The organism is Carboxydothermus hydrogenoformans Z-2901 (assembly GCF_000012865.1).
GTDB lineage: Bacteria > Bacillota > Z-2901 > Carboxydothermales > Carboxydothermaceae > Carboxydothermus > Carboxydothermus hydrogenoformans.
The window spans coordinates 1,995,740-2,020,000 of record NC_007503.1; the positions used below are offsets into that span (position 1 = coordinate 1,995,740).

Below are 24,261 nucleotides of genomic sequence, written 5' to 3' on the forward strand. Positions count from 1 at the left end.
CCTTTTGTGTTTAGGAAAATGATTTCTAACAACATTTTAGCTTAAGTAAGACTAACTTAGCTATAAAAATTTTTACTCCACCGCTTCAATATTGCACAGCACGTCATAAAAAGGCACACCATCCCCCATATCCGGACGGACCTGGGGTGTTAAAACATTTACCCCGCCACCGTCTATTCCCCAGCTCCCTTCTTCAATCACCACCGTATCCGGCCGCACCCGGTCGGACACTTTTACCAAACCGGTAATTTCGCCGGTAACGGTCTTTACCCGCACTTCTGCCAGATTATCAAGATTATGGCGGGCAGCGGTAGAAGGATGAATAACCACCCGCGGTTTTGTTCCCCACTCCGCCGATTCCAGGTTATGAAATTGCGAATGTAAATAATCTTTAGGGTGAACCGTTAAAAGCCGGTAAGGAAATTTCTTGGCGGTTAGCGAATCGTAAGCCTGATAAAGCCCAAGTCCTTTCCCGGCCATTAACTCAATTTTTCCGGAAGGGGTTAAAAACTTGCCGTCACTGAAAGTAAACGGCGCCAGGGGATGGCGAACATAACCTTTTTCTCTTAAAATCTCAAAGGTAATCCCCAAGGGTTTTAGCGGTTCTAAAGCTTCTATGATAAATTCCCGGGCTGTTTTTGGTTCAAAGTTTTTAAGGCCGATTTTCCTTGCTAATTCGTTCCAAAACTCCACTTCCGTAAGCATACCATTGGGCGGAGTAACTATCTTGGGCAAATAACTTAAATAATAATGCCAGGAGCTAAATACAATATCCTCTTCCTCAAAGACCGAGGTAGCAGGGATTATCAAGTCCGAAGCATAAGCGGTATCGGTTAAGAAAAAGTCTACGGTAACTTTAAAGGGAACATTATAAAAGGCCTCTTTCATCCTCTTGGTATCCGGCGCCTGGTTCAAGGGATTGGAGCGGGTTACAAAAATAAGCTTGATAGGTGGTTCTGCCGCAAGAATCGAATTGGCCATTACCGGCCAAGGAAAGTACCTCTCCCGCACTTTTTCTTCAGCCTTTACAATGCTACCAAAATAAGGTTTCCAGAGAGGATGGGCATAGTTAGGTCCACCGCCTTTAACCCCCACATTGCCGGTAATCGCTAAAAGGGCATTTATCGCCCGCACGGTGTTACCGCCGTTTTGGTAGCGCTGAAGTCCATAGCCATATAACACGGCAATGGGCTTTTTAAAAGCAAAAAGTTTTGCGAGATAAGCTAAATCGTCTTCACTTATCCCGGTTTCTTTTAAAACTTTTTCTACCGTTATTTCTTCGGTAAGCCTTGAAAACTCTTCAAAATTTATAACCTTTTCTTTAACAAAAGCTTTGTCGTAGAGCCCTTCACTTATTAAAAGACGGGCTATTCCCAAAGCCAAAAGGCCATCGGTTCCCGGTTTTAAAGAAATATGCCTTCCAATTGCTACCTTTATTTTAAGGGGATTTATCGCCACAATCTCTGCCCCGGCTTCTTTGGCCTCCTTTAAGAACGGCAGTAAATGCAAATTCGTGGTATCCGGATCCCGCCCCCAGAGAATAATAGCCTTGCTGTTTATCAAATCGTGGTACTCACCTAAAGTCGGAGCTCCAAAGTCCCTTTGCATTGCCTCATAGCCGCTACCCCAGCAAAGGCTGCCGGAAGGGTTAGTAACTCCACCCAGGCAATTAAAGAAGCGTTCATCTAAGCGCTTTAAATAACCTCCGGAACCATGGTCGTATAAATGTAAAATCGAAAGGGTTTCCCCTTTTGCATATAACTCACCGATTTTTTCCGTTAAAATGGCAAAAGCTTTTTCCCAGGAAATTTTCCGAAAACTACTCTTTTCTTTTAAAAGGGGCTGAGTTAAACGGTCCGGAGAATAGGTCCTCTCAATTACTTTTTTAAATTTTGGGCAAAGAAAGCCCCGGGTTAAAGGATGGTTTTTGTCCCCCAAAGCTTTTACCACCCGACCATCTTCTACCGTTACCTCAACCCGGCAGGAATCATAACAGTTTAAGGTACAGGTTGTGGAAAATTTCATTTATATGCCCCCTTAGTGTTCTGAAATTGGAGTTTTAAATAACCTTTAAATAACTTAAAAAATACATCCATCCCAAAAGAGTAAATAAAGATAAAAAAGTAGAAATAAATACTCCTTGAGCTCCTTTGACCGCGTCACCGCCGTATTTATTGGCAAAAATAGCAGTATTGGCCGCCGCTGGCATTGCTGCTAAGATTACAGGAATTGCAAGCATTACCCCTCTATTTCCAGTAAAAAATAATATTCCAAAAGTCAAAGCGGGAATTACTAATAACCTAATAATAGCCAGTATCCAAAGTTTAAAATCGGTTAAAATTTCCTTAAAGGACAGTTCCCCTAAAATCGAACCCACCAAAATCATTGAGAGAGGCATGGTTACCTCGCCAATCTCTTTTAAAGCTTGTCCCAAAAATAAGGGCAATTTTACTGAAAAATAAAAGAACGAAAACCCTATAGCCACCGCTATAATTCCTGGATTGATAAACATCTTTTTTATCTCTTCCCGGCTAAAAATGGTTTTAATGCTCTCTCCCTTTAATAAAGCAATCCCTACGGTCCAGTTAAAAACTTGAAAACCGATATTATAAAGGGCAGCCTGAAAAACACCAATTTTTCCGTAAATGGCATGTAAAAGAGGATATCCCATAAAGCCAACGTTGGAAAAAATAAGGATAAACTTGTAAACCCCGGCAATTTCCCGGGATAAACGGAAAAATTTCACCACTATTTCGGCAAAAATGGTAACAAGAAAGTAATAAGAAAAAGAGATAACTAAAAGCAGTAAACTATCCAGTAAAAGCTTTTTACTGAAAGGAAACTGCATTGCAGAAACAATCAGGCTCGGCAGGGTAATAAAAACAACTAAGTCGCCAAAAGCCGCGTCGGTATTTTCACTAAAAAATCGCTTCTTTTTAAGAATAAACCCTAAAAGCAAATAAACTCCAAAAACCAGTATCTGATTGAATACTGCTTCCATTCCTTGCCTCCATTTTTTGTTTTTATATCATATATCTTAACAAAATCTCTTTTAAAAAGTCAGCAAAAAAGTTAAGATATGATTGTATACAACTATAATTATGCTAAAAGGAGGGTATGAAGTGAATTTAGACAGTTACATTGAAAGCCTGAAGGAAGATATTGTTCGCACCACTCAAGAATGGATAAAAATTAAAAGCGTGGAAGGAGAACCAAAGCCCGGAATGCCCTTTGGCGAAGGTGTAAACCAGGCTCTCTTAAAGGCTCTCGCTGACTCCGCCAAAATGGGATTTACGACAAAAAATGTTGACGGCTATGCCGGCTATGCTGAATACGGTCAGGGGAAGGAGTTAGTAGGTATCCTCGTCCACTTAGATGTGGTGCCCGAAGGAGACGGCTGGAGCTATGACCCTTACGGTGGTGTCATTGTCAATAACCGGATTTACGGCCGGGGTACGGTAGATAACAAAGGCCCGGCGGTTGCCTGCCTTTATGCCCTAAAAGCAATAAAGGATTTAAACCTTCCGGTCTCCAAACGAGTACGGATTATTTACGGTTTAAACGAAGAATCCGGCTGGGCCTGCATGGATTACTACCGGGCCAACGAAGAAATTCCCCAGCTTGGTTTTGCCCCGGATGCCGAATTTCCCATCATTTATGCCGAAAAAGGGATTTTGACCTTAAAACTTGCCCGGGAATTTTCTAACCTAAAAAACGGCGAGTTAGTGTTAAAATCCTTTAAGGGCGGACTTCGAGCCAACATGGTGCCGGATTTTGCCGTAGCGGTTTTAGAAGGAAGTGAAAAAGCTCTAAAAACCGCTTCCGATGCCCTGGAAAATTACAAAAAAGAAAAAGGTTTTAAGATGGAAGCGGTAATTGAAGGCAACACCCTTACCATTAAATCCTACGGCATTTCGGCGCACGGCAGCCTTCCGGAAAAGGGTAAAAACGCCATAGCCCAGCTTTTAGTATTTTTGACCACTCTGCCTCTGCCCGGGGACGATATTTCCGCCTACTTAAATTTCTTAGCTGAAAAAATAGGTTTAACTTATAACGGAGAAAATATTGGGTTAAAACTCTCGGATAACGTTTCAGGTAATCTTACCCTCAACCTCGGCGTCTTAGAACTTACCGAAAAAGAAGCTTACGCTGCTTTAAATATTCGCTACCCGGTTACCTATAAAAAAGAAGATCTCTTAAAAATCTTAGAAGAGCAAATTTCCGGTACCGGCATTTACTTAAAAGATATCTCCGATATGGCTCCCCTATACGTACCCGAAGACCATTTCTTAGTGCAGAAACTTAAAAAAGTTTATGAAGAAAAAACCGGCGAGCCTGCCCGGTTAATAGCCATTGGCGGCGGCACTTATGCCCGGGCTATTCCCAACGCCGTTGCTTTTGGTCCTCTATTCCCGGGCATGGAAGAACTTGCCCACCAAAAAGACGAGTATATCGATATCGACCATTTAATTCAGATAACCAAGATATATGCCGCAGCGATTTATGAATTAATTAAGTAGCAAAAAGCCCTGAAGCTTTTAGCTTCAGGGCTTTTAATTCTTTAATTTTCAACAGCTACTTCTGGTTGCTGCGGCTTACTTAAAATATTCAGCCACTTGATAATTGAGCTTACCATAACGATAATCGATAGAGACAACATTATTGCTACTAAAACTGCTGGTACCATTTGCCCCTGCGGGAGATAAACTTTGGTAAGATTTATAAAACCAGCATCCATTACCGTGACAAAAAGGAAGGTCATTGGTAAGAAAGTAGTCAGCGCATAAATCCGCTTTTGACTCTTCTGTAATATCATTGAAGTCCCAATAGCTAACGCTAAAACCCCAATAGTTTGGTTGGCTACCCCAAACACCGGCCAGATAGTTTTAATATCTCCACCATAAATTAGATAACCCCAGGTAAAGGAAACAAAGGCACTTAAAACTACAGCTAAAACAGTTGATTTACTTTCTTTAATTGGCTCATAAATCATTCCCAGTAAGTCCTGAGCAATATACCTTGCCACCCTGGTACCTGCATCTATGGTAGTTAAGATAAACAGAGCCTCAAACATGATGGCAAATTGATACCAGTAAGCCATTAAGTGTTTTAAACCCGGGATACTTGCAAAAATGTTGGCCATCCCTACCGCCAGGGATACAGCTCCACCGGGACGTCCTGCAACATCCTCACCTACAAGTTTAGAAAGTTCTGGTAAGTGAACTACCGGCATATTCAACGTTTTAAAAATTTCCGGCTTGGTGTTGATGGCAAAGTAATCACCCGGCATTAAAGTAGTAGCAGCAATTAAGGCCATTAAAGCCACAAAGGCTTCCGTTAACATGGCACCATAGCCGACAATTTTAATATCTTTCTCGTTTGCTATCATTTTCGGCGTAGTTCCGGAACTGACCAAAGCATGGAAACCGGAAATAGCTCCACAGGCTATGGTGATAGAAATAAACGGCCATACTTTGCCACCAATTATCGGACCGCCGCCATGGATAAATTTAGTAAATGCCGGCATTTGAATTTGGGGATTAACTATTATAATTCCCAATGCCAGTGCCAAAATCGTTCCGATTTTCATGTAGGAGCTTAAATAATCCCGCGGTGCTAATAAAAGCCATACCGGCAAAGCTGCTGCTAAAAAGCCATAGGCCGGAAGTAAAATTTCCAGTGTTTTATCCGATAAAGTCAGGTACGGAGCTAAGAACGAATTTTTGACGTACGGTCCAAGGAATACCGCTAAAAGAACCAAGATAACGCCAATAAGGGAAGCTTCACCAATTTTTCCGGGACGAATCTTATGCATATAAAGACCAATAAATATTGCTATGGGGATGGTCATGGCAATGGTAAAGACACCCCAGGGGTTTTTAAATAACGCATTAACTACCACCAGGCCCAAACCGGCCATAGTTAAAATAATGAGGAAAAATACCGCAATACCGGTTGCAACCCCTGCTACAGGGCCCACTTCCTTTTTGGCAATTTCCGACAAACTTTTGCCACCGTGGCGAATGGAGGCAAATAAGACCACCATGTCATGCACGGCACCAGCTAAAACCGACCCAATTAAAATCCAGAGGGTTCCCGGAAGATAACCAAACTGCGCCGCTAAAACCGGACCCACCAGCGGTCCTGCTCCGGCAATTGCCGCAAAATGGTGACCAAAGGCAACCCATTTGTTCATAGGTACATAATCTTTACCGTCGTTGTATTTTTCAGCAGGAGTTTTCCGCATTTCATCCAAGGTTAAAACCTTAGCCGCCAGAAAACTCCCGTAAAAACGGTAAGCTAAAACTAAAATAAGGGCTGCCCCAATGATAAGTTCTAAGGCACTCACAAAACTCACCCCTTCAAATAATAATTATTATTCCCTAACCTAATTTAAGGGACAACCCTTACCTTTGCATATAATTTTGTAATATAATGTTGAATTTTTGCAATAACTGTCGAAAACTTTGTAATATTTGTTTTATATGTTTAACCCAATTTTTTCTTTAAAGCTTTTCAGAAAAGTCCTGCCTACCGGCACCTCACTGGCTCCATCATCTCCCATTCTTAAAATCAATCCCCCACCAAAAAGCGGAATAATTTCTTTTATCTGCTCAAAGTTTACCAAAAAGCTCTTATGAACTTTTACAAAATTTTTTTCGCCGAGCATATCCTCCAATTCCGAAAGAGAATGCCGGCACATGACCCACTTATTTTTTAACCTTAGCCGGGCATATCTCCCCTGAGCTTCAACGAAATATATTTCCTCTCTTTTGAGCGGTAAAATTTTATCCGCAGTCTGAATAAACACTTTTTGCTGTGGAGCAATGGCTTGGATACTCTGCCACATCTTCTGTTTGTATATCTCTTTATCTCTTAACTTTTCCTCAATTTTTTCCAAAGTCAGCTTTACCCTTTCTGCAGAAAAAGGTTTTAATAGATAATCCAAGGCATTTAATTCAAAGGCTTTTACCGCATATTGGTCGTAAGCAGTGGCAAAAACAATTAACGGGGGATCTTTTTCCTTTAAAAGCTCCAAGGCTACGTCTAAACCGTTTAAACCGTACATTTCAATATCCAAAAAAACCACATCCGGTTTTCGGTCTCTTAAAACCTCAAAAAGCTCTTCACCCGAATCTGCTTCCCCGATAACTTCTACTCTTTCAGTTTCCTCCAATAAATACTTTAGTTCTTCCCGGGCTAAAGGTTCATCATCCACCACAACCGCTGTGATCATCTTAAAGCCTCCTTGCTTAAAAGAGGAATTATTAACCTGGATATCGTGCCCCCATCTTCCCTGGAATATAAATAAAATTGCCCTTCTTCCCGGAAAAGATTCCTTAATCTTTCTTTTAGATTGGAAAGTCCAACTCCAACTTTTACGTCCTCCCTAAGACCAACACCATTATCCACTATCTCAATTACCGCTTTGTTATCCTGAAGTTTGGCATTTATTTGAACTAACCCACCCTTTTTGGGCAAAATGCCGTGCTTGACAGCATTCTCTACCAACGTTTCCACAGCAAAGGGAGGAACCATAACTTCTTTTACTTTATCATCTATATTTAAATTTACCTGTAACTTATCAGAAAATCGTGCTTTTTCAAAGGTGAGATACAATTCCACATTTTTTAATTCTTCCGCCAAGGGTATTAAAGGCTCCCATTCCCTTAAATTCCGCCGGAAATATTCGCTAAGCTTTATTATCAACTCCCGGGCCTGATCGGGATTTTTTCGGCAAAGAGCTACTATGGTATTTAGAGAATTAAACAAAAAGTGAGGATTGATTTGAGCTTGCAGGGCTTTTAATTCAGCCCTGGCCAAAAGCTTTGCCTGATGTTCCAGCATTGATAATTCCAGCTGGGTGGAAATTAAACGGGATAATCCTTCAATAAAAGTAATGGTAAATTCACCAATTTTGTCAGGTTTATTGTAATAAAGCTTTAATGCCCCCACCACTTCGTTTCTAATAAATAAAGGAGCAATCACTGCCGACGCCAATTTACAATTGGAATTGCTGCAGCCTATAGCCTCCTTATTTAAAACTACGGTTAGTTCCCCGTTATTTAAAGCTTTAGCGGTAGCAGCTGTTTTTATTGGTGTGCCGCTTAAATGGTGATCTTCGCCACTGCCGACATGAGCTAATATTATGTTTTTATCGGTAAGGGCAACAGCATCAGCATCGGTTTTATTTAAAATAATTCTGGAAACCTTAAAAGCCGTTTCCCTATTTAAACCTTCCCTTAAAATTGGTAAGGTTTCGTTAGCAATATTTAAAGCCTTTTCCGCATAAACCGCTCCTATATGCTCTTTTTCTTTCACCGTGCTTTCTAATATTAAAAGAAAAACCCCTATACCTATACCGTTTACCAAAATCATTGGCAGTCCAATTACTTTTACTAAACTAAGGGCATCTTCAAAGGGCCGGGCTAAAAGTAAAATAATAATCATTTGTAACGTTTCGATAAACATACCGGTTAAAATACCAAAAACTACATTAAACCTTTTTTCCGGAAAACGCCGGGCCAAGACCCCGGCAATTAATCCCTCAACGGTTGTAGATATGCCACAAGCCACTGCCGTAAAACCACCCAGCCAGGCCCGGTGCACTCCGGCAATTAAACCTGCCAGCAAACCTGCGGCAGGCCCTCCAATTATACCGGCAATAGCAGGCCCTACTACTCTGGAGTTAGCAATAGCCCCTTTAATCGGTATCCCCCAGTAAGTCCCGATGATTCCAAAAAGTCCAAACCCCAAAATTAGACCCAACTTTTGGCGAATGGTTAATTCCTGTTGGAGAATATTGCGAAAAAGTCTGGTTTTGGAAACAAAAAAGGCTAAAGTAATGATGACGCTTAACCTTTCAATTAAATTTATAAACAATTCATTCATGTTCTCACCCTCTAAATAAAACCTCTAAATAAAAATGAGGCGGCATCCTACCACCTCGTTTTTAAAATTGTTTTATGCTTCTTTTTTCTTAAAAGTATTGCTTTCACCGCACTGAGGACATTTTCTCGGTTTACACCGGGTTTCTTTTTCATAACCGCACTTTTCACATACAAAGACTGCCATTTGAGAACCCTCCATTTAATTTTATTTAATAACTATTACTATTATATCAAATCTATTTTTCTTGAAAAGAGTATTTTCATTAATCCTTTAAAAAAGGATTATGCTCCTTTTCATACCCTACGGTAGTCTCCGGACCGTGTCCGGGTAGCACCCGGGTATCTTCGGGCAGGGTAAAAATTTTCTCCCGGATGGATTTTAATAACTTTTCCCAGGAACCACCGGGAAAATCTACCCGACCTACCGAACCAAAAAACAAGGTATCCCCGGAAAAGAGGACATCACAGCTGTATAAACAAATGCTCCCCAAAGTATGTCCGGGGGTATGGAGTACTTTAAGTTTTTCTCCACCAAAAATTATTTCATCACCGTCCACTACTTCCTGATCTGCCGGCGCCAGCTTCACCGCTCCTCCTAAAAAGCCAGATAAATTCTTGCTGGGATCAAGAAGCATCGGGGCATCTTTGGGATGGATTAAAACTTTCGCACCGGTTTTGTTGCGCACCTCATCCACTGCCGCTATGTGATCGCCATGACCGTGGGTTAAAACGATATATTTTAGTTTTAAGCCATTCTGATCGATAAATCTCAGGATCTTATCTCCATCACCGCCGGGGTCAATTGCCACAGCCTCGCCCGTCTTCTCGCACCACGCTATATGACAGTTAGCAGCAATTACCCCCACCGTTAAAGTTTTTATCTGCACCCTTTTCACCTCACCCAATTAAATTTCCACAATAACCGTAACAGGACCATCGTTAATTATTTCCACTTCCATCGTCGCCTGAAAAATCCCGCTTTTTACCGAAACCTCTTGTTCTTTTAGTATATCTAAAAATCTTTCAAATACCTCCCGGGCAACCTCCGGTGGGGCTGCCTCGGTAAAGCTTGGGCGGCGTCCTTTACGGGTATCACCGTAAACGGTAAAATTCGAAACGACTAAAATCTCGCCTCCTACATCTTTGACACTGTAATTAAATTTTCCCTTTCCATCCTCAAAAATACGTAAATTTACTAACTTTTCCGCAAGATACCGGCACTCTCTCTCCCCATCCCCCTGTCGTATCCCAACCAAAGCAACCAGGCCAGGTCCTATCTCGGAAACAACCTGTCCGTCAACGGTAACTTTCCCACGTTTAACCCTTTGCACTACTGCCCGCATATAACCCTCCTATTTATTTACCCGATAAACTTCGGTGACCCCTCTAACCTTTTCCAATTTATCGGTAATTTGTTTTAATTGATTGATATTTTTTACCTCCAGAGCCAAATCCACCACAGCTCCACCATTTTTGGTACTCCGACCGGATACATAATTGGCACTAATTTTTTGTTCGGCCAATACCCCCAAGATGTCATTTAAAAAACCGGCCCGGTCATGACCGCGAATTTCCAGACGGACTGTAAAGGGAAGTTCAATAGCCCCTTCCCAGTTCACTTCTACCAAACGCTCCGGTTCGTGGCGCCGAAAATATTCAACGTTCCGGCAGTTAGTATGATGCACCGAAACGCCCCGTCCGCGGGTTACATAGCCAACAATAGGGTCCCCCGGTACGGGCATACAGCACTGGGCAAGGCGAACCATTAAATCTGCTTCTCCCCGCACCACTAAGCCCCGGGTTGGCTTATTAAGGGTAGCTTTGCTTTCCTTTATTACCCTTTCTTCAATACTTTTTTCAGTTCTGGGAAGGCCTTCACGAATTTTATTAAGAACGGTATTAGGAGTTACAGTTCCATCGCCAACGGCAGCAAATAAATCTTCCAGAGAATGAAAATTTAATTTTTTAACTACTTCGGATATTTTTTCTAAAGAATACTCTTCGGGGTTTAAGCCCAGTTTCTTAATTTCTTTTTCAATTAACTCCCGGCCTCTAAGGGCCAACTCTTCCCTCTGGGTCTTTTTGAAATACGATTTAATTTTTCCTTTGGCATGGGAAGTTTTAACTATTTTCAGCCAATCCCTACTTGGAGCGGCTCCCTGCTTGGTAATAATCTCAACAATATCACCATTTTTTAACTGATAATCTAACGGTACCAGCCTGCCGTTTACCTTGGCCCCAACGCACCTATTTCCCACGTCAGTATGAATGCGGTAGGCAAAATCAATCGGCACCGATCCCGCCGGTAACTCAACCACATCGCCCTTGGGAGTAAAAACAAAAACAGAATCGGAAAAAATATCAACTTTAAGGGTTTCCATAAACTCCCGGGCGTCTTTAAGTTCCCGCTGCCACTCGAGGATCTGGCGTAGCCACGATAGCTTTTCGTCAAACTTTTTGTCGCCTTTACCTCCTTCTTTATACCGCCAGTGAGCAGCAATACCGTATTCGGCAGTGCGGTGCATTTCAAAAGTCCGAATCTGGATTTCCAGGGGCTCGCCAAAAGGTCCAATAACGGTAGTATGCAGGGACTGGTACATATTAGACTTCGGCATGGCGATGTAGTCCTTAAAGCGTCCCGGGACCGGAATCCACATGGTATGGATAATACCCAACACCGTATAACAGTCCCGGACACTTTCCACAATCACCCGAACCGCCATGACATCGTAAACTTCGCTAAAATCTTTTTGCTGTTCCCGCATTTTTTGAAAAATGCTGTATAAATGCTTGGGACGTCCTTCAATTTTGGCTTTAATATTATATGACTTTAATTTTTCTTCTAAGATAGAAATAACCTGTTGGATATACTGTTCCCTCTTGGCCCTGGTTTTGGCGATTTTTTCGACAATGTCATAATAATTATCCGGATCTAAATAGCGGAAAGCCAAATCTTCAAGTTCCCACTTAATCCGGTAAATTCCCAGTCTATGGGCCAGGGGAGCAAAAATTTCCAAAGTTTCCCGGGCAATTTCCTTTTGTTTTTCCGGATTGTGGTACTTTAAAGTGCGCATATTGTGCAGTCTATCGGCAAGCTTTATTAATATTACCCGGATATCCTTGGCCATGGCCAAAAACATTTTTCTTAAGTTTTCTACCTGCTGCTCTTCTTTATTTTTAAACTCTATCCGGGATAACTTGGTAACTCCATCAACTAAATTGGCAACTTCTTCCCCGAACTCCCGGGCTATATCCTCAATGGTATAAGCCGTATCTTCCACTACATCGTGGAGTAATCCGGCAGCAATTGTCTCATCATCCATCTGCAAACCCGCTAAAATAAATGCAACCGCCAAGGGGTGGGTGATGTAATCTTCCCCGGAAGCCCTCTTTTGCCCGGCATGCGCCTCTGCCGCAAAGTTATAAGCTTTTTTAATTAATTCTTCGTCCATGTTGTTATTATAATTCTTTATTTTTTTTAAAAGAGCTTCCAGCGAAAGCACATCCTCACCCCTTTCTCTTTAAGTTTTTTGTCTTTTATTATAACACATCCGGATAAAAAACCTTAAAATATTCCCGAAGGTTTTGCTCGTATTCCTTGGCCCGGGCATAGGTGCTGGAAATTTCCAGATTTATTTTATCCTGGGAAGGTGGAAACAAAAATACCCATTTTTTACCGTCCTCTTCCCAAATTTTTATTAAATTTAATTCTGTTAAAACTTTAAGAATGCTAATTAAAAGCAAGTAATCATCTTTCACCCTCATTTCATCACCAAAAGCATTAAAAAACAGCTCTTTCTCAGAAAAAGTAAAGGGATTTCCCGTTAAAAGTTTTTGCCGCAGAGCCATATAAACTTTGGCAATTTTATCCCGCTGGGGTAAAATTCGCACAAGCCGCAGATAAAGTATTTTTAGATCTTCTTTGTTAGCCAAAACTCCCAGACTGCCCGAATAATCCGTAAGCAGCGGAATGGTAACATCTAAAAGGAGCGGCGGAGTTGTAAAAATTATTTGTTCAAAGGTAAAGTTTAATGCTTCCGGCAAATACTGCTCGGAAGTAAGTAATATTCCCGTTTCCCGGTATTTTTTCAGGGCTTTCTCTTTAAAAGTTTCCCTTAGTTCAGGACAGTAAGGTAATAAAGTAAAACCATTTTCCCACAGTTCCAGGGCCTGACCGTACATTTCCGCAAGATTAGCTGTAACCACTAACGTTTTCTTTGTTCCCGCAAGTTTTATAAAACTAAACTCCCTCTGGTTTAACTTGTTAATTCTCCGGGCAAAACTTACTTTTTCCGGATGGTTGGCAAACTTATAACAATACGGTTTTGCTAAAAGGGATAACTCTTCTTCAATGGTATTTAACTCTTTTTCCTTTATTTTTTTAACTTTAAAAATACGCCCTTCCCCCGGAGCAATTTCCTTGACATTTAGTTGCAGTTCCGTTTTACCGTTAAACCGATTGGGCTTAGGAATAAACGCTAAATCTACTTCGTTCTGCTGGTAGACAAACTCTAAATAATCCCCTTTAGAAAACGCAATGGAACTAAAAATTTCCCGGTTAAGCTTTACATTAAACTTTAGGTGATTTCCGTTTTTCCCAACGGCTTGAGCTCCCCTAATTTGGCCACCTTTAATTAAAAAAAGCGGTTCGGGATTTTGTTCTCCAAAGGGAGCAAAAAGCGCAATTTCATCCGAAATCTTTAAATTTAAATCATTTTCACCCACAACCTCTTCCACTTCTATTTTGGGCAGTAAAAGCTCGTCCGGTAAATGTTTTTCGGCATAAGCCAGCAGCGCTTCTTTAAACTCCAAAAAGCGGGATTTTAGGACCCCTACCCCCACCGCCCGCTCGTGGCCACCAAAATGGGTTAGATAATCCTTTACCGCTTTTAAAGCCTCAAACAAGTTAAAACCAAAAACGCTCCGGCCAGAACCTTTACCTTCTTCCCCGTCAAAACTTATTAAAATCACCGGACGGTAATATTTTTCCATGAGCTTCGAAGCAACAATTCCAATTACGCCGGGATGCCAGCCATCTCCACCTATAATGAGAATTTTTTCCCGGTCTAAATCCACTTCCCTTTCAATTGTTTCCACCGCCGCCTTAAAAATTTCCGCTTCGATTCCCTGGCGGTTCTGGTTTTCTTCGGAAAGGCGGTAGGCTAAAGCTAAAGCTCGCTCGTAATTTTCTTCAATCAACAATTCAAAAGCTAAAGCAGGATCCTTCAAGCGCCCGGCAGCATTTAAACGGGGAGATAATATAAACCCAACATCCCTGGTAGTTATTTCTTCCCGGTTTAATTGAGCTACTTCTTTCAAAGCTTTTAATCCGGGACGCCCGGTAGCGGCAAGCCTTTTTAATCCTTCAATTACAAAAATCCGGTTTTCATCCACAAGGGGTACAATATCCGCTATCGTTCCAACGGTAAAGAGGTCCAAATACTGGTCTAAAATATCCTCTTCCCGCTCCCCCAGAGCCATTCCTAAAGCCAGAACCAGTTTTAAAGCAACACCAACCCCGGCCAAGCCCTTAAAAGGGTAAGGACAATCTTTTTGCTTGGGATTAATTACCGCCTCCGCTACTGGAATTTCTTCCTGGGGCTCGTGGTGGTCGGTTATAACCACCTTTGCCCCCATTTCCCTTACCGTTTTAACTTCATCCACAGCGGTTATCCCACAGTCAACAGAAATGATAAAACTAATCCCCTCTTCTAAAGCTTTCACCAGAGGTGGGAGATGAAGGCCATATCCTTCATCCAAACGATTGGGAATATACCAGTCTACATTAAAGCCCCTTTTTCGCAAAAAGTCGTAAAGAAGGGCGGTGGAAGTAAGGCCATCGGCATCGTAGTCCCCGTAAATTAAAAATTTTTCGGTGTTCCGTCCGGAAAGAATTAACTTGACAGCTTTTTCCATATCCTTTAATAAATAGGGGGAATATGTATCATCAATATTTCCCCAGAAAAACCGCCGTACCCCTCGCGGGTGGAAAATACCCCTATTTACCAGCATTTTAGCCGTTAAAGGCTCTATCCTAAAAAAATCCTCCAGATACTTTTCTCCCAAATGCGAAGTTTCAAAAATAAGCCAGTTCTTTTTTTCCATTTAATCCTCCAAAATTTAGTTAATTATTTATACCCAAAATTACTATTCTATGTTAGTATTTTACTATATATTACTTGCAAATTTAAATTATTATCTTCAATTTTATTTCAGGAGGGGGAAAGATGCTGGGAACAATTGTAAACTTTATTGCCATTCTTCTTGGCGGAAGTATCGGTGTATTTTTTAAAAAGAGCCTGCCTGAAAACTATAAGGAAGTAGTAATGAACATTTTAGCCTTATCGGTAGTAGTCGTTGGTATCCAAATGGCTATCACCTCGAAAAACTTTTTGGTAGTAATTTTAAGCCTGGTACTGGGAGGCCTGGTGGGGGAATTTTTGGGAATAGAAAAGGGTCTTAACTCTTTAGGGCAAAAACTTGAGAAACGTTTTTCCGAGAGTGGAGGAGATTTTGCCCGGGGCTTTGTTTACGCCACTTTAGTTTTCTGCGTGGGAGCTATGGCGATTATGGGAGCAATTGAGGATGGTTTAAATAATAACCACCAAATTCTCTTTATTAAATCCCTTTTAGACGGTATTTCTTCAATTATATTTGCAGCGACACTGGGAAAAGGTGTTATCTTTTCCGCTTTTCCAGTACTAATCTATCAAGGAAGTATTGCCCTTTTTGCCGGGCTTATTAAAGGCTTTTTAACGCCGGCAATAGTTAATGAACTCACCGCCACCGGTGGTATACTTATAATCGGGATCGGTACGAACATGTTAAACTTAACCAAGCTAAAAATAGGAAATTACCTCCCGGCACTGATCTTTGTCTTCGTCTTTGAGCCCGCTTTGCGCTTTTTAAGCTAAATAAGGAAGGATGGAAATATGGAAAAGAAAAACCTCGGCTTAACTTATATTTTACTGGTTATAGTTGCAATGCTTTGGGCCAGTGCCTTTGTTGCCGCCCGGGAAGTGGTCAGGGAAGTGCCTCCGGTAGTTGCTGCGACCCTCCGGTTTTTACTAAGCGGCCTAATAATAATGCCCCTTGCTTTATACCGGGAAAAAAACCGGCGTTACGGGTTAAAAAATTACCTGTATCTTGTTATCATGGGATTTACCGGGATTTTTCTCTATAACCTCTTTTTCTTTTTCGGCGTAAAATTCAATCCCGCTTCCGACAGCTCGCTGGTTATTGCCGTCAACCCCATTGTTGTTTCGCTGTTGGCTGCTCTTTTCTTAAAAGAAAAACTTACGTTTGAAAAAATATTAGGACTGATAATTTCTTTCATCGGAGTTTTACTTGTCATTTCGGAAGGTCATCCTTTAACTTACTTTCAGGGACCGCTTGAACCTACCCGCTTTTTACTTTTCGGAGCGGTAATTTCCTGGGCAATTTATTCCGTTATCAGCAAAAAGGTTATGGGAACGGTTTCCCCTTTGGCAACAACTGCTTTTAGTATTTTCTTTGGTGCTATTTTCTTTCTTCCCTGGGGAATCGGAGAAATGCAACACGTTAATATGTTAAAAATATCGTTAAAAAGTTATCTTTTAATCATTCATTTAGCTGTATTCCCTACGGTTCTCGCTTTCTTTTGGTGGAATCTCGGAATAAAAAAAGTAGGTGCTCAAAAATCAGCACTTTTTATTAATTTAATTCCTATCTTTACCTTGATTTTATCTGCCGTTTTTTTGGGAGAAAAAATAACCCTTCCCCGAGTACTGGGAGGGTTACTGGTAATTTTGGGTGTTTTAGAAGGAAGTTACGGCTTTATCTCCCTTCCTGCTAATAAAGAAACCAGTTTATCCAGCTAACTTTTTCTTCGGGAATTTTTAGATTTCCAAGCCCCCGACCCAGGAGGATTTCAGGCTTATTTTCCCCGTGAAAATCACTGCCACCGGATATTAAAAGATTATACTTACCGGCTAATTCCAGGTACAGCCTGGTTTGTTCTTCATTGTGGTAGGTATAATAAGCTTCAATTCCATCCAAGCCATAAGATATTAATTCCTCTAAAATTTTTTTTAAGCCCTCGTCATCTTTTTCTAAGTACACCGGATGGGCTAAAAAGGTAAGTCCACCGGCTTTTTTTATAATATTTATAGCTTGTTTAGGGGTTAATTTTTCCTTCGGAACATAAGCCGGACACCCTTTGCCAAGATATTTGCTAAAGGCTTCCTCAATTGAAGAAACATACCCCTTTTTTAACAAAACCCGGGCCATGTGGGGCCTACCGACTATATCTCCCCCGGCTTCCGCAATTACTTCTTCCAACGTAATCTCAAACCCCAGTTCTCGTAATTTGGCTAACATTTTCGGGTTGCGTCGCTCCCTGTTTTCCTTAAGTTTTGTGAGCGCTTCTGCAAAAATCGGGTCGTTCACATCTATACCATAGCCCAAAATATGCATTTCCGTTGGCTCAAAAACCACACTTATTTCCACTCCAGGAATTACTTTAACTCCATACTTTTTTCCAGCCTCTACCGCCTCAATAACTCCGGCAGCAGAATCATGGTCGGTAACAGCCAAAATCTTAAGCCCTTCCTTTTGAGCAAGTCTAACTAAAGCTTCGGGAGTACAAGTACCATCGGAAGCAGTAGTATGGGTGTGTAAATCTATCATAAAATCCTCCTTCTTTAAGATATATTACCTTGTTTCGGGAAGCCAAAAACAGCTTAAGGTCCCTGCTTCATTTTTTTAAATTATACTAAAAAACCGTCAAAAAGAAAAAGAGCAGCTCTTTTTAAAAGAACTGCTCCCAACGTATCTTAGCCACCTAAGTAGGCTGCTTTGACCTGCGGGTCTTCCGCCAGCTCCCGGGCAGGACCAGATAATACAATTTTACCGGTCTCCAAAACATAGCCTTTATGGGCAATAGATAACGCCATATGAGCGTTTTGCTCCACTAAAAGAATTGTCGTCCCCTGCTCGTTTAACTCTTTAATAATGGCAAAAATTTCTTTAACTAAAAGGGGAGCCAAACCCATAGATGGTTCATCCAACAGCATAAGGCGCGGGGCAGACATCAACGCCCGGCCCATAGCCAACATTTGCTGCTCACCACCGGAAAGCGAGCCAGCCAGTTGCCCCTTCCTTTCCGCAAGTCTTGGAAACCGCTCGTAAACCCGGTTTAATCTACGTTTAAATTCCGCCTTATCCTTTAAAAGATACGCCCCCAGTTCTAAATTTTCTAAAACCGACATATTGGCAAAAACCCGCCGGCCTTCAGGCACCTGACTGATTCCCCTTTTGACAATTTCGTGGGCGGGTTTGCCGGTAATATCCTCACCTTCAAAGATTATCTTTCCCGATTTGGGTTTTACCAATCCGCAAATCGTATTTAAGGTAGTACTCTTTCCGGCGCCGTTTGCCCCAATTAAGGTAACTATTTCCCCTTCATTCACGGTAATGGAAATTCCCTTTAAAGCATGAATAGCTCCGTAAAAAACATTTAAATCTTCGATTCTTAATACTTCTTTTCCGCTCACAGTTATGCCCCCTCTCCCAAATATGCTTCAATGACCCGGGGATTGTTCTTAATTTCTTCCGGGGTACCGTGAGCTATATTTATGCCGTAATCCAAAACGTAAATCCGCTCACAGATGTTCATTACAAGGTGCATGTCATGTTCAATTAAAAGAATAGTCAAGTTAAACTTATCCCGGATAAAGCCAATTAATTCCATAAGCTCGGTAGTTTCCTGCGGGTTCATACCCGCTGCCGGTTCGTCCAAGAGCAGCAAAGAAGGATGTGTTGCCAGCGCCCGGGCAATTTCCAACCGCCGCTGCTCTCCATAAGGCAGGTTTTTGGCCTTTTCTTCCGCTTTATGGGCTAAGTTCATGATTTTTAAAAGCTCATAAGCTTCATCCCGCATTTCTTTTTCTCCCCGGTAGTACTTCCCGAGGCGGAGAATAGCATGAACCATATTATAAGGAGCATGCAAATGCCGGGCAATCAAAACGTTTTCTAAAACCGAAAGCTCGCTAAAAAGACGAATGTTCTGGAAAGTACGGGTTATGCCTTTGGCTGCAATTTCATACGGTTTTAAACCTACGATACTTTCACCTTTAAAGATGATATCGCCGGTAGTTGGCAGGTAAATCCCCGTTAAAAGGTTAAATACCGTTGTTTTTCCAGCACCGTTGGGACCGATTAACCCAACTAAATCCCCTTCATTTAAGGTAAGATTTAAATCCTGAACCGCTTTTAATCCTCCAAAACTAATCCCCAGGCTATGCGTTTGCAGAATGGTTGCCATGACTTACACCCCTCTTCCTCTGCAAAAGCTTAAAGGATAATTCGTGGGTCCCAAGAAGTCCCTGGGGTCTAAACAACATAACCAAGATTAAGATTATCGCATAGATAATAAGCCGTAATTCCGCCAGACTTTGCAGAAATGTGGAAATTAAAGTCAAGACAATTGCCGCTACCACCGAACCGGTGAGGCTTCCCTGTCCACCCAGAACTACCATCACTAAAATATCAAAGGATTTTAAGAAGTTAAAAGCGTTGGGTTCAATAAAGGTAATGTAGTGCGCCAGAAGCGCTCCACCAATTCCCGCAAAAAACGAACCCATGGTAAAAGCGATAACTTTATATTTAGTAGTATTGATACCCATCACTTCCGCTGCAATTTCATCTTCACGAACGGAAATACAGGCCCGACCATGACTGGATTGGACAAAGTTTTTAATTACCATAACCGTAACCAGCATACAACCAAAGGCCCAGAGCCAGTTGGTCCGCTGGGTTATTCCCATCAGTCCATAAGCACCGCCCAGATAATCGATATTGGTTATTACCCCCCGGATAATTTCCGCAAGTCCCAGAGTAGCTATTGCCAGATAATCACCTTTTAAGCGAAGGGTAGGTATACCAATAATTATACCTCCAATACCGGCAACTATTGCTCCTACTAAAAGGGAGACAATAAAGGGAGCATTAAAGTTTAAAGTCATGATAGCGGAGGCATAAGCACCTAATGCCATAAATCCCGCATGACCAATAGAAAACTGACCGGTAAAACCAACCACTAAATTTAAACTAACCGCCAGGATAATGTTTATAGCGATGATAATTAAGTTTAACATGACAAAGGGGCTTAAAATTCCTGCAGAGTACAAAACCTGAACTCCCAACATTAACACTAAGAGTAAAACCGTTACAGTGAGATTTTCCTTTGTAAGCCAGTTTTTCAGCATCTGTTTCACCTACACTTTCTCCCGGACGTTTTTACCGAATATGCCGGATGGTTTGACTAACAAGATGATAATTAAAATGACAAAAGCCACCGGATCCCGGTATAACGAACTTCCATAGCCGCTTACCAAAGATTCGGTAATCCCCAAAATTAAGCCCCCGGTCATTGCTCCCGGAATAATTCCTATTCCCCCTAAAACCGCAGAAACAAAAGCTTTCAAACCAAACATTATGCCCATTAAAGGAAAGACCTTATTGTAATATACCCCAACCAGCACCCCTGCTGCTGCTGCCAGGGCAGAACCAATCGCAAAGGTGATGGATATTGTCGTATCTACATTTATCCCCATTAAGCGTGCGGCCTGCATATCATAAGAAACCGCCCGCATCGCTTTACCAATTTTGGTATTATGAACAATGTATTGCAATAGAAGCATTAAAATAATGGTAACAACAATAATCAAAATTTCCCGATTGGAGATGGTAACTTTTCCCCCCAACAACGGATAAGAAACTTGTTTAAAAACCTCCGGAAAAGCTCGAGGCTGGGGGCCCAGGAAAAACATGGTGGTATACTCCAAAAGGAGCGAAACACCTATCGCCGTGATTAAAATTACTATCTTGGGAGAATTTCTTAACGGCCGGTAAGCTAACCTTTCGATAATAATCCCCAAAATTGCACAAGCAATCATGGAAACAATCAACGCCGGAACAAACGACATTTTTAAAACCGCGGTCGCATAAAGCCCAACAAAAGCACCAAGCATATAAACATCGCCGTGGGCAAAGTTTATGAGTTTTATAATACCGTAAACCATGGTATATCCCAGGGCAATTAAAGCATAAATGCTTCCTACAGATATTCCGTTTATCAACTGCTGGATAAATTCCGTCATTTTGGCCACCCCTAACCTTTTGAATTCATTTTTTTGGGGGAGGAAATAATCCTCCCCCCTTTAACAACTTAAGGATTTACGTATGCCTTATAGGTCTGCTTACCATCTTTATATTCTAAAATAACCAAACCTTTAACAGCATTATGGTTTTTATCCAGGGAAATTTTAGCAGTAACCCCTTCTACATCTTTGGTGGTTTTCAAAGCCTCTTTAATCTTCTCGGGTGTTGCCTCTCCAGCCCGTTTGATAGCATCTACCAGTACTAATACCGTATCGTAACCTACTGCTGCCATAGCATCCGGCTCGCTACCGTATTTTTCCTTATATTTCTTCACAAAGTCCTGAACTTTCGGGTCAGGCATTAAAGATGAATAGTGGTTGGTAATGAAGGTATTGTTAAGCGCAGCAGCACCGGCAATTTCTACCAATTTCGGAGAGTCCCAACCGTCACCGCCACCCATCGGAACATTGATACCAAGCTCCCGGGCTTGTTTTACAATTTGCCCCACTTGCTCATAGTAACCAGGTACATAAATGAACTCAGGGTTTAAACCTTTAATTTTGGTTAAGACGGAACGGAAATCCTGGTCCTGGGTGGTATAGTTTTCATCGGCTAAAATCTCGCCACCACCAGCTTTAAAAGCCTCCACAAAGAATTTGGCCAAACCAACGGAATAAGGAGCAGTATTATCCTTTAAAACAGCAACTTTCTTAAGTTTTAAGTCGTTCAACACAAACTTTGCCATGGCAGTTCCCTGGAAGGGGTCAATGAAGCAAGTCCGGAAAATGTATTCCCGCACTTTGCCGGTCTTGGGGTCAACGGTTACATCCGGGTTAGTTGCTGAAGGGGAAATAACCGGAACTTTGTTGGTCTCTGCTATATTAACGTAAGAAAGGGTATTACCGGAAGTCATCGAACCGATAATGGCTACAACTTTATCCTAGTAATCAAACGGGTAGCTACAGATGCTGCCTCAGTGTTATCCGACTTATTATCATACTTGACAATTTCAATTTTCTTGCCCAGAACGCCGCCGGAGTTATTAATTTCTTCAACCGCTAACATAATTCCATTTAAACCAGACTGACCCAAAGTAGCAACGTTTCCCGAAAGCTCCAAATTGGCCCCAATTTTTATAGTGTCACTTTCACTCGACTTATTGCCACAAGCGGAGGTAAATAAAAGTAAAAACGCTAATAAACCTACCGTCATTACCGTAAGAAAACTTTTGCGCACCTACTACCATCCTCCTTTTTAATTTTTCAGTTTTTTCTAAATTGTTTTGCTCTTTAATTTAAATCATCCCAGCCCTCCGCACCCCTCCCCTCATTATAAGGGCGCAAATATAATGTGCAAATCTTCTTTATGTAACAAATTATATTCATTTTATAAAGCCTGTCTACAATTTTCTCATTTTTCTCTTAAATTTTTTCTAAATATTCTGTATACACAACTCCAGGGACGGTTCCGAGAATCACCATTTTCATGAAGGAATAAAAGTAAAAAGGGATAGGCAGATTGCCTATCCCTTTCTATAGTTTTTTCCGGCAGCGACCTACTCTCCCAGGACCTATCGTCCCAGTACCATTGGCGCTGGAGGGCTTAACTGCCGTGTTCGGAATGGGAACGGGTGTTTCCCCTCCGCTATGGCCACCGGAAACTTTTTTCTGTTCCCTCAAAACTGCACAGAGGTTGTTTTTTTGAAGGTCAAGTCCTCGACCTATTAGTACCGGTCCGCTCAACCGATTGCTCGGCTTACACGCCCGGCCTATCTACCGGATCTTCTCTCCGGGGTCTTACTCTGGATTGCTCCAGATGGGAAACCTCATCTCGGGGCTGGCTTCGCGCTTAGATGCTTTCAGCGCTTATCCATTCCGCACTTGGCTACCCAGCGGTGCCCCTGGCGAGACAACTGGTTCACCAGCGGTGCGTCCATCCCGGTCCTCTCGTACTAAGGACAGTCCCCCTCAAGTTTCCTACGCCCGCGATGGATAGGGACCGAACTGTCTCACGACGTTCTGAACCCAGCTCACGTACCGCTTTAATGGGCGAACAGCCCAACCCTTGGGACCTACTTCAGCCCCAGGATGCGATGAGCCGACATCGAGGTGCCAAACCCCGCCGTCGATGTGGACTCTTGGGCGGGATCAGCCTGTTATCCCCGGGGTAGCTTTTATCCGTTGAGCGATGGCCCTTCCACTCGGTACCACCGGATCACTAAGCCCGTGTTTCCACCCAGCTCGACCCGTCGGTCTCGCTGTCAAGCACCCTTATGCCTTTGCACTCGCCGCGCGATTTCCATCCGCGCTGAGGGTACCTTTGGGCGCCTCCGTTACCCTTTAGGAGGCGACCGCCCCAGTCAAACTGCCCACCTGACACTGTCCCCCCACCCGCTTCAGGGCAGCAGGTTAGAACTTCAGTGACGTAAGGGTGGTATCCCACCGCCGGCTCCACCTGAGCTGGCGCCCAGGTCTCTCAGCCTCCCACCTATCCTGTACATACCCCACCAAAATTCAATGCCAGGCTACAGTAAAGCTCCACGGGGTCTTTCTGTCCTATCGCGGGTAACCTGCATCTTCACAGGTACTACAATTTCACCGAGCCCCTCGTCGAGACAGTGCCCAAGTCGTTACGCCTTTCGTGCGGGTCGGAACTTACCCGACAAGGAATTTCGCTACCTTAGGACCGTTATAGTTACGGCCGCCGTTTACTGGGGCTTCGGTTCAGAGCTTCGCCTTTCGGCTAACCCTTCCCCTTAACCTTCCAGCACCGGGCAGGCGTCAGCCCCTATACTTCAGCTTCCCGCTTTAGCAGAGACCTGTGTTTTTGGTAAACAGTCGCTTGGGCCTCTTCTCTGCGACCCCCTCGGGCTCCGGTCGCTCCCAACCTTCACCCTACCGGGGCACCCCTTCTCCCGAAGTTACAGGGTCATTTTGCCGAGTTCCTTAACGAGGGTTCTCTCGCGCGCCTGTGGATTCTCTCCTCGCCTACCTGTGTCGGTTTGCGGTACGGGCACCCTCGCCCTCGGTAGAGGCTTTTCTCGGCAGCTTGGATTCGGTTGCTTCGGTACTTTTCTTCCCTCCCCTTCACCTCTCGGGCTCTACGTGGGACGGATTTCCCTATCCCACTCCCTACGGGCTTGGACGCGCTTTTCCAGCCGCGCGCTCAACCTATCCTTCTGCGTCACCCCTTCCCTCAAGCGGGCTCGGGTGGCAGGGGATTCTCAACC

The 24,261-nt window shown here is 42.7% G+C and carries 18 protein-coding genes, 2 rRNA genes and 1 pseudogene (1 of these 21 running past the window's edge); 3 read left to right on the forward strand and 18 right to left on the reverse strand.

Annotated elements, in window-relative coordinates; genetic code table 11:
- Positions 1–72: 72 nt before the first annotated feature.
- Together CHY_RS10265 and CHY_RS10270 are read right to left on the reverse strand one after the other, a co-directional pair.
- The gene (locus CHY_RS10265) at positions 73–2,025 is read right to left on the reverse strand and encodes a molybdopterin-containing oxidoreductase family protein (RefSeq protein WP_011345100.1); all 1,953 of its coding nucleotides are present in this window, start codon (positions 2,023–2,025) and stop codon (positions 73–75) included.
- 34 nt (positions 2,026–2,059) lie between these two features.
- Positions 2,060–3,001: an AEC family transporter gene (locus CHY_RS10270; RefSeq protein WP_011345101.1), complete on the reverse strand. Its 942-nt coding sequence runs from the start codon at positions 2,999–3,001 to the stop codon at positions 2,060–2,062.
- Positions 3,002–3,122: 121 nt separating this feature from the next.
- Here CHY_RS10270 and pepV point away from each other — a divergent pair, with 121 nt between their 5' ends.
- Positions 3,123–4,520, forward strand: coding sequence for a dipeptidase PepV (pepV, locus tag CHY_RS10275; protein ID WP_011345102.1), 1,398 nt, complete (start codon positions 3,123–3,125; stop codon positions 4,518–4,520).
- 41 nt (positions 4,521–4,561) lie between these two features.
- Here the strand turns inward: pepV and CHY_RS10280 are convergent, their stop codons facing one another.
- The 8 genes from CHY_RS10280 to recJ all read right to left on the reverse strand — a co-directional run bounded on the left by CHY_RS10280 (position 4,562) and on the right by recJ (position 14,996).
- Positions 4,562–6,349, reverse strand: a complete 1,788-nt coding sequence (locus tag CHY_RS10280) for a carbon starvation CstA family protein (protein ID WP_011345103.1) — start codon at positions 6,347–6,349, stop codon at positions 4,562–4,564.
- A 132-nt stretch (positions 6,350–6,481) separates the two neighbouring features.
- A complete protein-coding gene (locus CHY_RS10285) occupies positions 6,482–7,237 on the reverse strand; it encodes a LytR/AlgR family response regulator transcription factor (RefSeq protein WP_011345104.1) in 756 nt (251 codons plus the stop codon).
- Positions 7,234–8,892 (reverse strand): sensor histidine kinase, encoded by a 1,659-nt coding sequence (locus CHY_RS10290; protein ID WP_011345105.1) that lies wholly within the window; start codon positions 8,890–8,892, stop codon positions 7,234–7,236. The genes CHY_RS10285 and CHY_RS10290 overlap by 4 nt, the downstream gene beginning before the upstream one ends.
- 72 nt (positions 8,893–8,964) lie before the next feature.
- Positions 8,965–9,075, reverse strand: a complete 111-nt coding sequence (locus CHY_RS10295) for an RCKP-type rubredoxin-like domain-containing protein (protein WP_028052403.1) — start codon at positions 9,073–9,075, stop codon at positions 8,965–8,967.
- A gap of 79 nt (positions 9,076–9,154) precedes the next feature.
- Positions 9,155–9,778, reverse strand: coding sequence for an MBL fold metallo-hydrolase (locus tag CHY_RS10300; protein WP_011345107.1), 624 nt, complete (start codon positions 9,776–9,778; stop codon positions 9,155–9,157).
- Between the two features lie 18 nt (positions 9,779–9,796).
- Complete coding sequence (gene dtd / locus CHY_RS10305; RefSeq protein ID WP_011345108.1) at positions 9,797–10,234, reverse strand: D-aminoacyl-tRNA deacylase; 438 nt, start codon at positions 10,232–10,234, stop codon at positions 9,797–9,799.
- A 9-nt stretch (positions 10,235–10,243) separates the two neighbouring features.
- On the reverse strand, positions 10,244–12,394 hold the full coding sequence (locus CHY_RS10310; RefSeq protein WP_011345109.1) for a RelA/SpoT family protein: 2,151 nt from the start codon (positions 12,392–12,394) through the stop codon (positions 10,244–10,246).
- A gap of 37 nt (positions 12,395–12,431) precedes the next feature.
- Complete coding sequence (recJ, locus tag CHY_RS10315; protein WP_011345110.1) at positions 12,432–14,996, reverse strand: single-stranded-DNA-specific exonuclease RecJ; 2,565 nt, start codon at positions 14,994–14,996, stop codon at positions 12,432–12,434.
- 122 nt (positions 14,997–15,118) lie between these two features.
- On the opposite strand from recJ, the gene CHY_RS10320 reads away from it, so the two are divergent.
- Positions 15,119–15,805, forward strand: a complete 687-nt coding sequence (locus tag CHY_RS10320) for a DUF554 domain-containing protein (RefSeq protein ID WP_011345111.1) — start codon at positions 15,119–15,121, stop codon at positions 15,803–15,805.
- 18 nt (positions 15,806–15,823) lie between these two features.
- Entirely contained in the window at positions 15,824–16,750 is a 927-nt protein-coding gene (locus CHY_RS10325) for a DMT family transporter (protein WP_011345112.1), read from the forward strand.
- On the opposite strand, the gene CHY_RS10330 is transcribed toward CHY_RS10325, so the two are convergent.
- From CHY_RS10330 to CHY_RS10365, 8 genes and pseudogenes are all read right to left on the reverse strand, one after another.
- Positions 16,722–17,558 (reverse strand): PHP domain-containing protein, encoded by an 837-nt coding sequence (locus CHY_RS10330; RefSeq protein ID WP_011345113.1) that lies wholly within the window; start codon positions 17,556–17,558, stop codon positions 16,722–16,724. The genes CHY_RS10325 and CHY_RS10330 overlap by 29 nt on opposite strands.
- A gap of 146 nt (positions 17,559–17,704) precedes the next feature.
- A complete protein-coding gene (locus CHY_RS10335) occupies positions 17,705–18,424 on the reverse strand; it encodes an ABC transporter ATP-binding protein (RefSeq protein WP_011345114.1) in 720 nt (239 codons plus the stop codon).
- Positions 18,425–18,426: 2 nt separating this feature from the next.
- Complete coding sequence (locus CHY_RS10340; protein WP_011345115.1) at positions 18,427–19,194, reverse strand: ABC transporter ATP-binding protein; 768 nt, start codon at positions 19,192–19,194, stop codon at positions 18,427–18,429.
- Positions 19,169–20,137, reverse strand: a complete 969-nt coding sequence (locus CHY_RS10345; protein WP_011345116.1) for a branched-chain amino acid ABC transporter permease — start codon at positions 20,135–20,137, stop codon at positions 19,169–19,171. Before CHY_RS10345 ends, CHY_RS10340 begins: the two co-directional genes overlap by 26 nt.
- A 9-nt stretch (positions 20,138–20,146) precedes the next feature.
- A complete protein-coding gene (locus tag CHY_RS10350; protein ID WP_011345117.1) occupies positions 20,147–21,031 on the reverse strand; it encodes a branched-chain amino acid ABC transporter permease in 885 nt (294 codons plus the stop codon).
- Positions 21,032–21,099: 68 nt separating this feature from the next.
- Positions 21,100–22,244 (reverse strand): annotated as a pseudogene (locus tag CHY_RS10355) (ABC transporter substrate-binding protein).
- Positions 22,245–22,574: 330 nt separating this feature from the next.
- A 5S ribosomal RNA gene (gene rrf / locus CHY_RS10360) occupies positions 22,575–22,690 on the reverse strand.
- Positions 22,691–22,735: 45 nt separating this feature from the next.
- A 23S ribosomal RNA gene (locus CHY_RS10365) occupies positions 22,736–24,261 on the reverse strand; it runs 1,481 nt beyond the window's last position.

Coding starts and splice junctions, on each gene's coding strand:
- CHY_RS10265 (WP_011345100.1), bottom strand. CDS start 2,025: ATGAAATTTTCCACAACCTGTACCTTAAACTGTTATGATTCCTGCCGG.
- CHY_RS10270 (WP_011345101.1), bottom strand. CDS start 3,001: ATGGAAGCAGTATTCAATCAGATACTGGTTTTTGGAGTTTATTTGCTT.
- CHY_RS10285 (WP_011345104.1), bottom strand. CDS start 7,237: ATGATCACAGCGGTTGTGGTGGATGATGAACCTTTAGCCCGGGAAGAA.
- CHY_RS10290 (WP_011345105.1), bottom strand. CDS start 8,892: ATGAATGAATTGTTTATAAATTTAATTGAAAGGTTAAGCGTCATCATT.
- CHY_RS10295 (WP_028052403.1), bottom strand. CDS start 9,075: ATGGCAGTCTTTGTATGTGAAAAGTGCGGTTATGAAAAAGAAACCCGG.
- dtd (WP_011345108.1), bottom strand. CDS start 10,234: ATGCGGGCAGTAGTGCAAAGGGTTAAACGTGGGAAAGTTACCGTTGAC.
- recJ (WP_011345110.1), bottom strand. CDS start 14,996: ATGGAAAAAAAGAACTGGCTTATTTTTGAAACTTCGCATTTGGGAGAA.
- CHY_RS10320 (WP_011345111.1), top strand. CDS start 15,119: ATGCTGGGAACAATTGTAAACTTTATTGCCATTCTTCTTGGCGGAAGT.
- CHY_RS10325 (WP_011345112.1), top strand. CDS start 15,824: ATGGAAAAGAAAAACCTCGGCTTAACTTATATTTTACTGGTTATAGTT.
- CHY_RS10330 (WP_011345113.1), bottom strand. CDS start 17,558: ATGATAGATTTACACACCCATACTACTGCTTCCGATGGTACTTGTACT.
- CHY_RS10340 (WP_011345115.1), bottom strand. CDS start 19,194: ATGGCAACCATTCTGCAAACGCATAGCCTGGGGATTAGTTTTGGAGGA.
- CHY_RS10345 (WP_011345116.1), bottom strand. CDS start 20,137: ATGCTGAAAAACTGGCTTACAAAGGAAAATCTCACTGTAACGGTTTTA.
- CHY_RS10350 (WP_011345117.1), bottom strand. CDS start 21,031: ATGACGGAATTTATCCAGCAGTTGATAAACGGAATATCTGTAGGAAGC.